This window comes from Stutzerimonas chloritidismutans (assembly GCF_038562055.1).
Taxonomy (GTDB): Bacteria; Pseudomonadota; Gammaproteobacteria; order Pseudomonadales; family Pseudomonadaceae; genus Stutzerimonas; species Stutzerimonas chloritidismutans_A.
Map to the genome: position 1 here is coordinate 263,238 of NZ_JBCFXD010000005.1, position 14,734 is coordinate 277,971.

Annotated in this window: 11 protein-coding genes and 3 pseudogenes; 12 read left to right on the forward strand and 2 right to left on the reverse strand. The window is 58.9% G+C overall.

The features are described from left to right. Window positions 1-15: 15 nt before the first annotated feature. The 7 genes from AAGW23_RS10660 (at window position 16) to AAGW23_RS10690 (ending at window position 7,402) form a co-directional block, all read left to right on the forward strand. Window positions 16-1,218: a 3-oxoadipyl-CoA thiolase gene (locus tag AAGW23_RS10660; protein ID WP_342406457.1), complete on the forward strand. Its 1,203-nt coding sequence runs from the start codon at window positions 16-18 to the stop codon at window positions 1,216-1,218. Between the two features lie 71 nt (window positions 1,219-1,289). Next, window positions 1,290-2,522, forward strand: a complete 1,233-nt coding sequence (locus AAGW23_RS10665; protein WP_342406458.1) for a CaiB/BaiF CoA-transferase family protein — start codon at window positions 1,290-1,292, stop codon at window positions 2,520-2,522. A 102-nt stretch (window positions 2,523-2,624) separates the two neighbouring features. Then, window positions 2,625-3,611, forward strand: coding sequence for a Bug family tripartite tricarboxylate transporter substrate binding protein (locus tag AAGW23_RS10670; RefSeq protein ID WP_125882676.1), 987 nt, complete (start codon window positions 2,625-2,627; stop codon window positions 3,609-3,611). A 60-nt stretch (window positions 3,612-3,671) separates the two neighbouring features. Beyond that, window positions 3,672-4,184 (forward strand): tripartite tricarboxylate transporter TctB family protein, encoded by a 513-nt coding sequence (locus AAGW23_RS10675; RefSeq protein ID WP_342406459.1) that lies wholly within the window; start codon window positions 3,672-3,674, stop codon window positions 4,182-4,184. Window positions 4,185-4,208: 24 nt separating this feature from the next. Beyond that, window positions 4,209-5,684: a tripartite tricarboxylate transporter permease gene (locus tag AAGW23_RS10680; protein ID WP_158188561.1), complete on the forward strand. Its 1,476-nt coding sequence runs from the start codon at window positions 4,209-4,211 to the stop codon at window positions 5,682-5,684. A gap of 38 nt (window positions 5,685-5,722) precedes the next feature. Continuing rightward, on the forward strand, window positions 5,723-6,472 hold the full coding sequence (locus tag AAGW23_RS10685) for an electron transfer flavoprotein subunit beta/FixA family protein (protein WP_342406460.1): 750 nt from the start codon (window positions 5,723-5,725) through the stop codon (window positions 6,470-6,472). After that, window positions 6,473-7,402 carry an electron transfer flavoprotein subunit alpha/FixB family protein gene (locus tag AAGW23_RS10690; protein ID WP_342406461.1) on the forward strand — a complete coding sequence of 310 codons (930 nt, stop codon included), beginning with the start codon at window positions 6,473-6,475 and terminating at the stop codon, window positions 7,400-7,402. A 61-nt stretch (window positions 7,403-7,463) separates the two neighbouring features. Here the strand turns inward: AAGW23_RS10690 and AAGW23_RS10695 are convergent, their stop codons facing one another. Further along, window positions 7,464-9,332 (reverse strand): sigma-54-dependent Fis family transcriptional regulator, encoded by a 1,869-nt coding sequence (locus AAGW23_RS10695; RefSeq protein WP_342406462.1) that lies wholly within the window; start codon window positions 9,330-9,332, stop codon window positions 7,464-7,466. Between the two features lie 307 nt (window positions 9,333-9,639). On the opposite strand from AAGW23_RS10695, the gene AAGW23_RS10700 reads away from it, so the two are divergent. Next, window positions 9,640-10,440, forward strand: coding sequence for an SDR family NAD(P)-dependent oxidoreductase (locus AAGW23_RS10700; RefSeq protein ID WP_125882670.1), 801 nt, complete (start codon window positions 9,640-9,642; stop codon window positions 10,438-10,440). Between the two features lie 158 nt (window positions 10,441-10,598). Then, window positions 10,599-12,143: an NAD(P)/FAD-dependent oxidoreductase gene (locus tag AAGW23_RS10705; protein ID WP_342406464.1), complete on the forward strand. Its 1,545-nt coding sequence runs from the start codon at window positions 10,599-10,601 to the stop codon at window positions 12,141-12,143. 158 nt (window positions 12,144-12,301) lie between these two features. Here AAGW23_RS10705 and AAGW23_RS10710 read toward each other — a convergent pair. Further along, a pseudogene (locus tag AAGW23_RS10710) lies at window positions 12,302-12,832 on the reverse strand (ATP-dependent nuclease); the annotation flags it as partial. A 15-nt stretch (window positions 12,833-12,847) separates the two neighbouring features. Between AAGW23_RS10710 and AAGW23_RS10715 the strand changes: the two are divergent. From AAGW23_RS10715 to AAGW23_RS10725, 3 genes and pseudogenes are all read left to right on the forward strand, one after another. Beyond that, window positions 12,848-13,585 (forward strand): annotated as a pseudogene (locus AAGW23_RS10715) (SLC13 family permease); the annotation flags it as partial. A gap of 304 nt (window positions 13,586-13,889) precedes the next feature. Beyond that, the gene (locus AAGW23_RS10720; RefSeq protein ID WP_307876491.1) at window positions 13,890-14,186 is read left to right on the forward strand and encodes a BPSL0761 family protein; all 297 of its coding nucleotides are present in this window, start codon (window positions 13,890-13,892) and stop codon (window positions 14,184-14,186) included. Window positions 14,187-14,326: 140 nt separating this feature from the next. After that, window positions 14,327-14,536: pseudogene (locus AAGW23_RS10725) on the forward strand (helix-turn-helix domain-containing protein); the annotation flags it as partial. Between the last annotated feature and the right edge of the window lie 198 nt (window positions 14,537-14,734).

Sequence of the window (14,734 nt, forward strand, 5' to 3'; positions counted from 1 at the left end):
TTTATAGGTATCATCATGCTGAACGCCTACATCTACGCAGGCCTGCGTACTCCCTTCGGTCGCCACGCCGGTGGTCTGGCTCCGGTTCGCCCGGATGATTTGATTGCCGACGTGATCCGCGAGCTGATTGCGCGCACCGGCGTTGACGGGGCTGCCGTTGACGACCTGATTCTCGGCAACACCAACCAGGCTGGTGAAGACAGCCGTAACATCGCCCGTCATGCCGTGCTGCTCTCCGGCCTGCCGGTCACCGTGCCCGGCCAGACCGTCAACCGCCTGTGTGCCAGTGGCCTGGCCGCGATCGTCGATGCTGCACGCGCCGTCACCTGCAACGAAGGCGAACTGTTCGTTGCAGGCGGCGTGGAAAGCATGTCGCGCGCCCCGTTCGTCATGGCCAAGGCCGAGAAGGCCTATAGCCGCGACTTCACGATGTACGACAGCACCATCGGCGCGCGCTTCCCGAACCCGAAAATCATCGAGCAGTTCGGCAACGACAGCATGCCGCAGACTGGCGACAACGTGGCCCTCGAATTTGGCATCAGCCGTGAAGAGGCCGACACCTTTGCCGCTGCCTCTCAGGCCAAGTTCGAAGCCGCGCGCCAGGCTGGTTTCTTCGCCGAGGAGATCGTGCCGGTGAGCGTGCCGACCGGTCGCAAGACCCCGCCGAGCGTGATCGCCGAGGATGAGCATCCGCGTCCGCAATCCGACATGGCCGCACTGACCAAGCTGCGCCCGCTGTTTGAAGACGGCGTGGTCACCGCGGGTAACGCCTCGGGCGTAAACGACGGTGCCGCCGCGCTGCTGATGGGCAGCCAGGCCGCTGGCGAGAAGCACGGCCTCAAGCCAATGGCACGCATCCTGTCCGCCGCCGTTGCCGGCGTCGAGCCGCGCATCATGGGCGTTGGACCGGTGGAAGCCATCAACAAGGCACTGGCCCGTGCTGGCCTGAGCCTGACCGATATGGACATCATCGAAATCAACGAAGCCTTCGCCTCGCAGGTGCTGGGCTGTCTGAAGGGCCTGCATGTGGCGTTCGACGACCCGCGCGTCAACCCGAACGGCGGCGCGATCGCCGTGGGTCATCCGCTGGGGGCTTCCGGGGCGCGCCTGGCACTGTCCACCGCGCGCGAATTGCAGCGCAGCGGCAAGCGCTACGCGGTCATCAGCCTGTGTATCGGTGTCGGCCAGGGCCTGGCCATGGTCATCGAGCGCGTCTGAGCAAAGACCGTTTGCTCATCTGAACCAGGTCGGCGGCGTTCTGCGCCGGCCGTGTTGAAAAGGTAAGAGACATGGGTGCATTGAGTGGGATTCGGGTGCTCGACCTGAGTCGTGTATTGGCTGGCCCCTGGTGCGGCCAGGTGCTGGCCGACCTTGGCGCCGAAGTGATCAAGGTCGAACGGCCGCGTGTGGGTGATGACACCCGTGGCTGGGGCCCGCCTCACATGAAAACGCCGGATGGCGAGAACAGCATCGAGGCGTCCTATTACCAGTCCACCAACCGCAACAAGCTGTCGGTGGCTGTGAACATCGCCACGCCGGAAGGTCAGGAGCTGGTGCGAGCACTGGCGGCAACCTCCGACGTGCTGATCGAGAACTACAAGGCCGGCTCGCTGGCCAAGTACGGGCTGGACTACGACAGCCTGTCGACGCTTAATCCGCGTCTGGTCTACTGCTCGATCACCGGTTTCGGTCTGACCGGCCCGCGCGCCGAAGAGCCCGGCTACGACTTCGTCATCCAGGGCATGGGCGGTCTGATGAGCATCACCGGCGAGAAGGACGGTGTGCCGGGTGCCGGCCCGCAGAAGGTGGGCGTGGCCGTGGCGGACGTAATGACCGGCCTGTATTCCACCATCGCCATTCAGGCGGCGTTGCTGGCACGTGAAAAGACTGGTCGCGGCCAGCACTGCGATATGGCGCTGCTGGATGTGCAGGTGGCGGCCCTGGGCAACCAGAGCCAGAACTACCTGAGCACCGGCAAACCGCCGGGCCGTCAGGGCAACGCCCACGTCAACATCGTGCCATATCAGGTGTTCACTGCCAGCGACATGGATTTCATCATTGCCTGTGGCAACGACACTCAGTTCGTAGCCCTGTGCGATGCCATCAGCCTGCCGGAACTGCCGCGGGACCCGCGCTTCACCAAAAACGCCGACCGCGTGCGCAACCGCGACGCCATCGTCGGGCTGCTGTCCGAGCACTTCCTCAAGGACACCGCCGACAACTGGGTCACCCGGATCCATGCGGCGAAGGTACCAGTCGGCGTGATCAACGACATCGGCCGCGCCCTGGCCGAGCCGCAGGTGCTGGCGCGCGACATGCTGGTCGATATCCCGCACGCCAAGAACCCGGACTTCAGGATGGTCGGGAGCCCGGTGAAGCTCTCGGGCACGCCGGTCGAGTACAAGCGGCCTGCGCCGATGCTCGGTGAGCACACGGAGCAGGTTCTGAAATCTGTCCTGGGGCTTTCAGCCGATGCGCTGGATGTTCTGAAAGACAAGGGGGTCATCGAGCAACTCACGTAACCCATCCAGTAACCGGTACTGGCTCACTGCCTGAGCTGGACGTAAGCCCGGTCATGTTGCGACATGCCGGGTCATCAAATACGCAACCACAAGAGAGATAATATGAACAAGTTGATGAAAATGCTGGTGGCGACAAGCGCTGCCGTGTTGCTTCCGCTGCTCGGTACGGCCGCCCAGGCTGCCGATTGGCCGTCCAAGAACATCACACTGGTCGTTCCGTACGCCGCCGGTGGCTCCACGGATATCCTGTCCCGTCGGGTGGCCGACCTTCTGGGCACGGAACTGGGTGTGAACGTTATCGTCGAGAACCGCCCGGGTGCGGGCACCACTGTTGCCACCGCGCAACTGGCCCGGGTTTCCAAGCGCGATGCCGATTACCGCGTGCTGATGGCGTCCCCGGGGCACACTGTTGGCGCGAGTCTTTATCCCCTGGCCTATGATCCAGTAAAAGACTTCCGCTTTATTCAGAACATTATTGATATCCCTAACGTCCTCGTCGTACCGGCCAAGAGCAAGTTCCAGACCTTCGAAGAGTTCGTGCAAGCCGCGAAGACCGAGCAGACCTCCTTCAGCTCGCCTGGTATCGGCAGCTCCATCCATATGTCGGGTGAACTGTTCAAAGCCAAGATCGGTGCGTCCCAGATGACCCACGTTCCGTTCCGTGGAAGTGGCGAGGCGCTTCCGGCACTGCTGTCGGGTGATGTCGACTTTTCATTCGAGAACCTGCCGACTGTCTATCCAATGATCAAGTCGGGGCAACTGCGGGTACTGGCTGTCAGCACCAGCGAGCCTTCGCCCTTCCTGCCGGACGTGCCGACCGTGCAGTCCGTTGGTGTTGAGCAGGGGCTGTCCGACTTTGCCACCTCCGCCTGGTTCGGTCTTATTGGGAGCGCCTCGATGTCCGACGAGGCCTACGGCAAGCTGCAGGCCGGCGTGCAAAACGTCATGCAAAGCCAGGCGTTCGAGGATTTCCTACCGCAGCTGGGCGCTGTCGCCGGCAAGGAATCCGGGGAAGCGTTCAAGTCCATGGTCGAGCGGGATATCAAGCAGTGGGCTGATTTGGTCGAAGCCGCCGGACTCGGCGAATAAGCCTCAATAGCTTCAAGGGGGCGTCGCCGCGCGGGACGCCTCTGCCTAACTGGATGGATTATGAAAAACACCGCCATTCGCCAGAGAGTCTCCAGGCTTGCCAGCGTCGATGCAGCTGCCGGTCTGGTTCTCATCGTGGCATCCCTTACGTTTCTGTTTTATCTGGTTCCAGCGTACATCGTTGAGCCTCGCAGGCTTCAGTCACCGCTGCTGTCGCCCCTGGTCCTTCCTCAGATCATGGGTTGGATGATTCTGTTGCTTGGTATCGGTCTGGTGCTCGGCACGATGTTTGGCCCGAAGCGTGAGCGGGAAGAAAGATACACCAAACTGCGCGACTTGCCGCTCCATCAATGGCTGCTGCCGTTGCTGGCCTTCGCCGTTTACTACTTCGGGCTCGAGCTGCTGGGCGCGGCGGTCTGTGGCGTGCTGGCCACGATGTTGCTGTTCGTAGCCATGGGGGTCAGGCGCATTGGCATTTATCTGCTGGGTGTTGCGATGCCGATCGGTATCTGCCTGGCCTTCGACTATGGCCTGAATGTTCCCCTGCCTTACGGCTCGCTCTGGGGATATTGAGTACCCGCTTGATGAGATTATGAAATGGACCAGATGCTTGAGGTGCTCAGCCTTTTCCTGAGCGTGGAAAACATCCTGATGATCGCGGTCGGCGTGGTGATTGGCGTCGTGATCGGAGCCATACCCGGGTTGACCGCAACCATGGCGGTAGCCCTGGCGCTGCCGTTCACCTTCGGCATGGAGCCCGTCACCGCGATCCTGCTGCTGGTCGGTATTTACAAGGGCGGCATGTATGGCGGATCGATCACTGCCATTCTGATCCGCACACCGGGCTCGCCAGCGTCGGCCAGCACGCTGCTGGACGGTTACCCGATGGCGCAGAAAGGTGAAGCCAAGAAGGCACTGTCCATGGCGCTGTACGCGTCCTGTATCGCCGACTTCATCTCCAATCTGTCGCTGATCTTCCTGGCGGGTTACCTGGCCAAGCTGGCGCTGAACTTCGGGCCGCCGGAGTATTTCTGGCTGATCTGCTTCTCGCTGACCATCATCATTTCGGTTTCCGGTGATTCGGTGATGAAGGGGCTGGTCGCTGCTGCTCTAGGGGTGATCCTCGCGCTGGTTGGCATGGATCCGGTCTACGGTACCGAGCGTCTGACCTTCGACAATTACAATCTGATGGATCGTATCAACTTCATCCCGCTGTTGATTGGTCTGTTCGCCATTCCCGAGATTCTTGAGTTCTATCTGTCGCGGGCCCGGGAGCACATCCAGACCGCCGTGGCGGGTGCCGACGTGACTTGGCAGGAGCTCAAAGGCAGCATGCGCAGCATCATTCGAGGCAGCTTCATCGGTGTGATCATCGGTGCCATTCCGGGCACTGGCGCGACAGCCGCTTCGTTCATCTCCTATTCGGAGGCACGCCGCAATTCGCCCAACAGGGACAATTTCGGCAAGGGTGAAATCGAGGGTGTAGCCGCAGCCGAGGCGGGCAACAACGCGGTTGCCGGCGCGACCATGATTCCGCTGCTGTCATTGGGAATCCCCGGCGACGTGATCACCGCGATCATCCTCGGCGCTTTCATGATCCATGGACTGACTCCCGGACCGATTCTTTTCCAAGAGAACATGAATCTGATCTACGCGCTGTTCTGCGGCATCATGCTCAGCTCCGTGGTGTTGTTCGGTACCGGCAAGCTGGCGATCCGGTATTTTTCCCGGATTGCCGACGTTCCCAAGCGGATCCTGTTCCCCATCGTTTTGATGTTCTGCATCTACGGCGCCTACGCCGTGAACAACAGCACCTTCGATATCGCTGTCATGCTGGTGTTCGGCCTGGTCGGCTTCATTTTCAACCGTACCGGATTTGCCTCAGCACCGTTTCTGATCGGTTTCATCCTGGGGCCGATGCTGGAAGACAACTTCCGTCGTTCCCTGCTGATCAGCAGCAACAGTTTCGATGTGTTTATTCGTGGCCCCATCGACTGGTTCTTCATCGCGTTGACGGTGCTATCTCTGGGCTTTGCCTTGCGCCGCTACCTTCAATCACTACGCACCAATTGATCGCCGCCACCTCTGTGGTGCCTGCAATCGGAGACAATATGAAAATACTGGTAACAGTCAAACGAGTGGTCGATTACAACGTCAAGGTTCGCGTTAAGGCGGACAACTCCGGCGTCGACCTCGCCAACGTCAAGATGTCGATGAACCCCTTCTGCGAAATTGCCGTGGAAGAAGCCGTGCGCCTGAAAGAGAAGGGTGTCGCGAGCGAGATCGTCGTGGTTTCCATTGGTCCGACCGCTGCCCAGGAGCAACTGCGTACCGCGCTGGCACTGGGTGCAGATCGCGCCGTACTGGTCGAGTCGACCGAAGAGCTGAACTCCCTGGCCGTGGCCAAGCTACTCAAGGCCGTGGTCGACAAGGAACAGCCACAACTGGTGATTCTCGGCAAGCAGGCCATCGACAGCGACAACAACCAGACCGGCCAGATGCTGGGTGCGCTGACTGGCTTCGCCCAAGGTACTTTCGCTTCGAAGGTCGAAGTGTCAGGCGATAAGGTTAATGTCGAGCGTGAAATCGACGGCGGCGCGCAGACCGTTGCGCTGAACCTGCCGGCCATCGTGACCACCGACTTGCGCCTGAACGAGCCGCGCTATGCGTCGCTGCCGAACATCATGAAAGCCAAGAAGAAGCCGTTGGAAGTCCTGACGCCCGACGCGCTTGGCGTATCTACCGGCTCCACCGTCAAGACCCTGAAAGTCGAAGCGCCGGCTGCTCGCAGCGCCGGCATCAAGGTCAAGTCCGTGGCAGAACTGGTCGAGAAACTGAAGAACGAGGCGAAGGTAATCTAAATGACTATCCTGGTTATCGCTGAACACAACAATGCCGTTCTGGCCGCTGCGACCCTCAACACCGTGGCTGCTGCAAAAGCTATCGGCGGCGACATTCACGTGCTGGTTGCCGGCTCCGGTTGCGGCGCCATCGGTGAGGCGGCTGCCAAGATCGAAGGCGTCGCCAAGGTACTGGTCGCCGACAACGCCGCCTACGCTCACCAGCTGCCGGAAAACGTCGCGCCGCTGATCGCCGAGCTGGCGAAGGGCTACAGCCACGTGCTGGCCGCGGCCACCACCAATGGCAAGAACTTCCTGCCGCGCGTTGCAGCGCTGCTAGACGTCGATCAGATTTCCGAAATCATCGCCGTTGAAAGTGCCGACACCTTCAAGCGTCCGATCTACGCCGGTAATGCCATCGCTACCGTGCAGTCGAACGCACCGATCAAGGTCATCACCGTCCGCGCCACCGGTTTCGACCCGGTCAACGCCGAAGGCGGTTCGGCCGCCGTCGAGCAGGTTTCGGGTGCTGGCGACGCTGGCGTCTCCAGCTTCGTGGGTGAAGAGCTGGCCAAGTCCGACCGTCCCGAACTGACCGCGGCGAAGATCGTCGTTTCCGGCGGCCGCGGCATGCAGAACGGTGACAACTTCAAGCATCTGTACTCGCTGGCCGACAAGCTCGGCGCCGCGGTTGGTGCTTCGCGCGCCGCGGTCGACGCCGGCTTCGTGCCGAACGATATGCAGGTTGGTCAGACTGGCAAGATCGTTGCGCCGCAGCTGTACATCGCGGTGGGTATCTCCGGTGCCATCCAGCACCTGGCAGGTATGAAGGACTCCAAAGTGATCGTCGCGATCAACAAGGACGAAGAAGCGCCCATCTACCAGGTTGCCGATTACGGCCTGGTAGGCGATCTGTTCGAGATTCTGCCGGAGCTGGAAAAACTCGTTTGAGTCAGAAGGGCAGCCGCCCTCGCGCTGGCTGAGCGGGAGGGTGGCATTCAACTATGGACGTCTAGTTATACGAACCCTTGCCGGGCATCTTAATGCCGTACTGATTCACGCGGCGGTAAAGAGTTGCACGGGAAATTCCCAGCTCCTGTGCAGCAAGTACCGGCTTCCAGCGATTGCGTACTAGTGTGTCGATCAGCGCTTGACGTTCCGGGTCTCCTGCTGACGTTTCCTCCCCGTTCACCGGGGCGCTGATAGCAAGCGTTACCGGCAAGTCTTCGATACCGATCACCTGGCTGGCGCACACCGCACAGGCATATCGCAGCGCATGATGCAGCTGGCGCATATTGCCGGGCCAACTGTAGTTCAACAGCATCTCCAAGGCCGCGTCACTCAGTTGGAAGCGCTCTGCGGATCGCGTGCATTCTTCGTCCAAGAGCTTATTGATCAAGGCCAGTTTATCGGTGCGCTCGCGCAATGGCGGGATATCGAAGCGCGCGCCGTTCAAGCGGAAGTACAGGTCTTCACGGAACGTACCTTGCTCGACCAGCGTCACGAGATCGCGGTGGCTGGCACACACGACCTGAATGTCGATGGCCTGTGGGCGTGAGGCGCCTAATGGCGACACTTGGCCTTCGCTCAATGCCCGCAGCAGGCGGGTCTGCAGCGTGAGCGGCATATCGCCGATCTCATCAAGAAATAGCGTGCCGCCATCGGCCTGTTGCAGCAAACCCCGCATGCCTTTACTTGATGCGCCGGTGAAGGCGCCGGCCGAATAGCCGAACAGCTCACTTTCGATCAAGTTTTCGGGTATCGCCGCACAATTGATGGCGACGAAGGGCTTGTCCTTGCGTTTGCTGGCTGCATGCAACTGCAACGCGAAGTGCTCTTTGCCAGCGCCTGTCTCACCATGAATCAATACCGGCAGCCCTCGGTCCTTGACGCGCACCGCCAGTTCAAGAGCTCGGGCAACCGTTGGATCGAGCGCTTCGACCACCTTGCCGGTTGCACGTGCGCTCGGACGGCGTCTTGGCGCTTTGAGTCGCACATGTAGGTTCAGCGCAGATAGGTAATGAACCGTGTCATCAGCGCGATCAGGAAGCCGGTCTGAAATAAAGGCTTCATCGACGGTATCCGGAATCCGGCCGTGACGCTGTAGCAGCAACCGCCGTGCGGCGGGATTGAGCGCCTGGATCACACCATCGCTATCCCATGCGAACAGGAACTGCGGTTGGCTATCGACATACCCGGGAAACGGATGCGCGCGCAACACCCAAAGATCCTGGGTGCTGTACATGAAGTACGCATTTTCGATTTCAGCGTCGCTTTGAATGACCATCTGACGGATCAGATGTTGGCTACGCCTGTCATCCGGCGAACGTATGGCGGATACGTCCAAAACGGCGAAAAGCTCGCCGGAAGGGGAAAAGACCGGGGCGGCAGAGCAGGTGTTGCCGATGAACGCTGCGCGAAAGTGATCCTGCTTGTGTACGGTGATCGGCTGCTTATCGATCAGAACCGCACATACGGCGGTGGTGCCTTCTTCGCTTTCCGTCCAGCACGTGCCGAGGTCGATGCCGGCACGTCGATACTCGCCGCGGATCGTTGAATCGATGCAGTAATCGACGGTGCATCCCAAGGTATCGGTGAGCATCACGCAATAATCGGCATCGCGCACTCGATGGTGGAGTCGACCAATCTCATTGCCCGCCAGCCTCAGGAAATCATCGATACGCTCTCGATGCTCATTGAGTTGGTGTGCTTCGAGCACTCGTGGGCCCTGCAGCGAGCCTGGATCGAGTTGGTGGTGCTGCACCGAACGGCGCCAGGAGTCGACGATGCTGCTCGGAACGGGAAGCGTCGGCGCGCTTTGGGCAGTGCGTAGCACTCTGCTCACGTGTTCCACATGAGCCTTTGAGTAACCAGAGGACATGTTACCTCCGCATGGTCAATTCTAATTTTTGTACAGCCATTTAATGCGTGTTGACCGGTGTCCACAAGCTGAATCGATTTGCGTTACAGGGTGAGACATAACGTCTCACCGTTCTCCCTTCGTCCCGCTCATCGCGAGACATAACGTCTTGATCGGCTGCGATCGCAATTCGCCTTTCGCGATGCTGGAAGCGCTCTGGAACGGTGCTTTGAGCTGATAGTTCTAAGATTGGCACCTGATTTGCTCCATCCGTCTCAGCGAACCGCCATGAGCGGTCGCATTCAACAACAATAATTAGAGGCATCTCATGAGCGAATCTACTGCTGTCGATTTTTCCCTGGTCGGCAAGGTTGCCCTGGTAACAGGCGCTGGCCGCGGTATTGGCCAAGGCATCGCCTTGAGCCTGGCAAAAGCCGGCGCTGATCTGGTACTCGCCGACTATGACCTCGGCATCGCTGAAGAAGCTGCCGCCCGTGTGCGTGCAATTGGCCGCCGCGCCATCGCCTTGCAAGTGGACGTGAGCCAACCCGACAGCGTTGGCGCAATGATCGAGCAGGTACGCGAGCACTACGGTCGCCTGGATGTAGCCGTCAACAACGCGGGCGTAGTGAGTTTGGGTAAGGTCGACGAGCTGCCAGTCAGCGAGTGGGACCGCATCATGAACATCAACGCACGCGGCGTATTCCTCTGTTGCCAGGCTGAACTGCGGCTGATGCGTGAGCACAGGTTCGGTCGCATCATCAATCTGGCATCGATCGCCGGCAAGGTCGGCTTCCCGGACCTGTCTCACTACAGCGCATCCAAATTCGCTGTCATCGGTTTTTCCAACGCATTCGCCAAAGAAGTCGCCCGTGAAGGCATCACGGTCAACGCGCTGTGCCCCGGTGTCGTGGGTACTGGCATGTGGCGCGGTGACGAGGGGCTGTCCAGCCGTTGGGCTGAGCCGGGTGAAACCGAGGAGCAATCTTGGGAGCGGCATCAGGCGGCCCTGCTACCACAAGGCGAAGCGCAAACCGTCGAGGACATGGGCCAGTTGGCGGTCTACCTCGCCTGCGCGCCTCATGTCACAGGCCAGGCAATCGCGGTGGATGGTGGCTTCTCGCTGTAAGTAAGAGCGGAGCGGGTCGGGCTGATCCGCTCACTTCACCTATCGAGTTTCGACACGCCCCCGATCTTGTTTTTGGGGGAGACGGTACCGGCTTGCCTGAAGATTCTCTTAGCGAACGAGCGATGACTTCAGGTGCACCGATCAATCAGGAGAACACAATGACAACTACAGTTCTGGCTAAACGCTCCGTTGGCACCAACGTGACCAACCTTGACGCGATCATCATCGGTGCCGGTTTTGGTGGCATCTATATGCTGAAAAAACTGCGCGACGAGCTTGGTTTGAAGGTGCGTGCCTTCGACAAGGCAGCTGGCGTTGGGGGCACCTGGTTCTGGAATCGCTATCCAGGCGCCTTGTCCGATAGTGAAACCTTCGTGTACTGCTTCTCGTGGGATCGCGAGCTTTGCCAGGAGTGGGACATCACCACCCGCTACGTCGACCAGCCGCAGATCCTGTCCTACCTGAACCATGCGGTTGATCGCCACGACCTGCGCAAGGATATCCAACTGGAAACGGCGATCACCTCGGCCGTGTTCGACGAACAAACCAACCGCTGGTCCGTCACCACTGATAATGGGCACCAGTACTCCGCCAAGTACCTGGTCACCGCGCTTGGTCTGCTGTCTGCCACCAACGTGCCGAAGATCAAGGGGATGGAGCAGTTCAAGGGCAAGATGTACCACACCGCCAATTGGCCAGCCGATGCCGTTCTGGAGGGCAAGCGCGTCGGCGTCATAGGCACGGGCTCGACCGGTTGCCAGGTGATTACGGCCATTGCGCCTACCGTTGACCATCTCACCGTGTTCCAGCGCTCCGCGCAGTACACCGTCCCTGTCGGCAATGGTCCGGTTAGCCGCGAGTACGTCGATGACATCAAGCGTAACTATGATGCGATCTGGCAACAGGTACGCTCGTCTCGCCTGGCGTTCGGTTTTGAGGAAAGCGACATCCCAACGATGAGCGTGTCGCCGGAAGAGCGTAAACAAATCTTCCAGCGTGCCTGGGACGGCGGTGGTGGATTCCGCTTCATGTTCCAGACCTTCAACGACATTGCGATCGACGAGCAAGCCAATCGGGCCGCTCAAGATTTCATTCGCGAGAAGATCGGCGAGATCGTCAAGGATCCGGAAACGGCGCGCAAGCTGATGCCGCGCGACCTCTATGCGAAACGTCCACTATGCGACAGCGGCTATTACGCCACTTTCAACCGGCCGAATGTCTCCTTGGTGGACGTCAAAGCCAACCCGATCGAGGAAATCACCGAAGCGGGCATTCGTACCGCCGATGGCGTGGAGCACGAGCTGGACGTGCTGATATTCGCCACCGGTTTCGACGCGGTGGACGGCAACTACAAACGCATCGATATCCGCGGCCGGAATGACGTCAGCATCAAGGATCACTGGAGCGAAGGGCCGTCCAGCTACCTGTCGGTGGCGACCGCCAACTTCCCCAACATGTTCATGATTCTCGGCCCGAACGGTCCGTTCACCAACCTGCCACCCACCATCGAGACAGAGGTGGAGTGGGTAAACCATAAGTCACCCCTAGTGGTGTCCTTGAACCAGCAGGACTTCTTCGCCGCAACACCTATGGCTGTACGCAGCTCAGGACGATCTATCCAAGTGCCAGCGTCCTTGTCTAAATCTCCTGCAAGGAGCCTAGAGCGCACATGGTCGTACACAGGGAAGCTCAGCTCGTCTTGAGCGAGTTTTAAACTAGCTAGCACGCTTGGCCACGGAAGATCCTGAAAGGCCCTCTCCTCAAGTGAAAGCTTGTCGCTCCACATCAGAACTGGGATGTTCAGAGCCGCTAGCTCTTTCTCATCCTTTGGAGAGAACTGATCTTCGGCGTCACCATCAGCGAGCACCGTCACGTCATAGCCAAGCGATTTGAAGGCTTTCGCAAGTGCCTTTACCTTGCTGCCTCCCTTTGCATCTAGCAGCGCAACACCGTGGAAGGAAAACGGATCCTTCTTGCTCGCCATCTGGAAGTCGTCAAAACCCCTCAGGAAGCCGACCTCTGTTGCGCCTTCGCAAACCACCACCTTCTTTGCCAGAAATGCTTCGGTGCTTGATCGAATCTTCCCTTGAACCTCGTGATCCTCAAGGCCTTCTTTGGCAGCGGAAATGATCTGAACCACGCCGTCGGCGTTGTGAACCACATGAAGCTCATTCACGGTGAGTTCGCGCAGCACGGCTGGAGAGTGGGTCGTGAGAAAGTACTGCCCTCGTTCGTCATCTCTCACGTGCTTGATGAGGCGGGTGATCCGGTGCGGCTCTAGGCCAAACTCCACCTCATCAAACAAGGTGATGTGGCCTTCTTCTAGCCCCACAGTTTGAATGCCACACAGAAGCATCCGGCGCGATCCAAGGCCCAACTGACGTAGCGGCATACCCTCGATACCAACGCCAGGGTAGTCGCAGGCATTGCGATATTGATGGCGGTATGGTGGATCACTGAAGCTATCCCAATTCCCGTGACTTCTCTGCTCCCACTGGTGCTTTTTCCGCTTCTGGGCATCACCTCGATCAACGACGCTGCAACGCCTTACGCCAATTCGATCGTGTTCCTAGTTCTGGGGGGCGTATTGCTAGGGCTAGCCACGCAACGCTGGAATTTGCATCGTCGATTCGCTCTGCTCACGGTTCTGTCGGTGGGTACCAAACCTGCGCAAATCGTGTTCGGTTTGATGGCCGCAAGTTGGTTCATCACCATGTGGGTGAGCAACACGGCGACAGCCGTGATCATGATGCCGATTGGCGGTTCGATCATTCTTCTCGTCAAATCGCTAGGAAATGAAGACGCGACCCCAAAATTCTCGGCGGCGGTTTTGATTGGTATCGCCTATGCAATCACCATTGGCTCGATGGCAACCCTGATTGGCCAGCCTCCAATGGCGCTCATGCGCGCCTATTTGGCCAATTCGCATGGGCTAGAGATCGGGTTTGGGCATTGGATGCTATTGGGTGTTCCGTTTGCTCTGGTCATGCTCCTAATTGCCTGGCTGGTTCTGACCAAAATCCGTCGCGTTCGCCACAGGGGACCTGCCTATCCGGCACATGATTCGAGCTGGTATCTGGATGAACGTCATCGGGTTGCTTCTGATCATCGTCGCGCTTTATACAATCGTACCGCTGGTCTTTGACGTCTCGTTTTGATGGCCGGCCCGTCCTAGTAGGATGGCTTGAGATTTTGCCCTGGCCGTATGATTGCGGCTGGCGGTGGTCTTATAACCGATGGTCTATCCCCTTCTGAGTTGTGGGGACCTCGGCTTTGTTTGAGGGGGTTAGACTTGCAAAGTGGAGTTGCTGGCCAGGATACCGCCGGTGGGTAAAGTACGGCTTCCTAACAGTAGGTGTAGCTAACGGATTCGGCTCGCTATACTGACGCTTGCGCTTGGGGCGGTCACCGTCTCCCCGCTGGCAAAATAATCCGGGAGCATTGCCCCTATGAGCTTGGTAAAAGAACGTACCGCCGCCGTTGTGCAGACACGAAATTTTCTTCTTGAATTGTCTAGAGAATCATCTCTACCTGAATCCTTACGTCGTCAGGCAAAACATCTATTGAGGCATTACCCCACCTCTGATGATGTTTGGCTAGCTGGTAGGGCTGAAGAACGGCGTCGATACGAGCTACGACTGTTAGAGGATAAGCATGGTCCTCTGCATCCGTCGCTCGGCCTTTGGCTTGTCGTAGATCCGATGTTTTGTGACGAGAGCGCTGATGCGAGCTCAGCCACACCGTAGGTGACGTAGCAGAGTCCTCGCGCTGGGTAAGGGAGTGCCTGCAACGCGGACTGATTTGGGAATATCAGTTGAAAAATGAAGCTGAAAGTAACGCTGGATAATGCAGGCGCAGTGCACCAGATCAACGCAGAGGCAGTGTAATGAAAATCGAGCCGATTCGTAGCGAAAGCGACCTGGCTACGGCTTTGGCGCGCTTGGAGCACCTGTGGGGCGCGCAGATCGGTTCGTTAGAATGTGATGAACTGGAAGAGCTCGCGGCGTTAATTGAGAAATACGAGGAGGCGCATTATCCAATGCCGCCTTCGGATCCCGTCGAGGCCATCAAGTTCCGAATGGAACAGCAAGGACTGGGCGAAATCTAGCGCGACCTATAGCGAAGAAAAAATCATTGAGCGAGCGAGTTGCTTCAACTACTGGGTCTACTATGGCGTTATCGAAGTCAGCCCGAGTAAGAATGCCTGTTAGCGGCTTTAGTCCATCCGCGCGCTAGCCAGCGCCATCGCCTGCGCCTCGGTTAGCGCGACGGGCATGGAGGGGGCGGTTGGCAG

Coding starts and splice junctions, on each gene's coding strand:
- AAGW23_RS10660 (WP_342406457.1), top strand. CDS start 16: ATGCTGAACGCCTACATCTACGCAGGCCTGCGTACTCCCTTCGGTCGC.
- AAGW23_RS10665 (WP_342406458.1), top strand. CDS start 1,290: ATGGGTGCATTGAGTGGGATTCGGGTGCTCGACCTGAGTCGTGTATTG.
- AAGW23_RS10670 (WP_125882676.1), top strand. CDS start 2,625: ATGAACAAGTTGATGAAAATGCTGGTGGCGACAAGCGCTGCCGTGTTG.
- AAGW23_RS10675 (WP_342406459.1), top strand. CDS start 3,672: ATGAAAAACACCGCCATTCGCCAGAGAGTCTCCAGGCTTGCCAGCGTC.
- AAGW23_RS10680 (WP_158188561.1), top strand. CDS start 4,209: ATGGACCAGATGCTTGAGGTGCTCAGCCTTTTCCTGAGCGTGGAAAAC.
- AAGW23_RS10685 (WP_342406460.1), top strand. CDS start 5,723: ATGAAAATACTGGTAACAGTCAAACGAGTGGTCGATTACAACGTCAAG.
- AAGW23_RS10690 (WP_342406461.1), top strand. CDS start 6,473: ATGACTATCCTGGTTATCGCTGAACACAACAATGCCGTTCTGGCCGCT.
- AAGW23_RS10695 (WP_342406462.1), bottom strand. CDS start 9,332: ATGTCCTCTGGTTACTCAAAGGCTCATGTGGAACACGTGAGCAGAGTG.
- AAGW23_RS10700 (WP_125882670.1), top strand. CDS start 9,640: ATGAGCGAATCTACTGCTGTCGATTTTTCCCTGGTCGGCAAGGTTGCC.
- AAGW23_RS10705 (WP_342406464.1), top strand. CDS start 10,599: ATGACAACTACAGTTCTGGCTAAACGCTCCGTTGGCACCAACGTGACC.
- AAGW23_RS10720 (WP_307876491.1), top strand. CDS start 13,890: ATGAGCTTGGTAAAAGAACGTACCGCCGCCGTTGTGCAGACACGAAAT.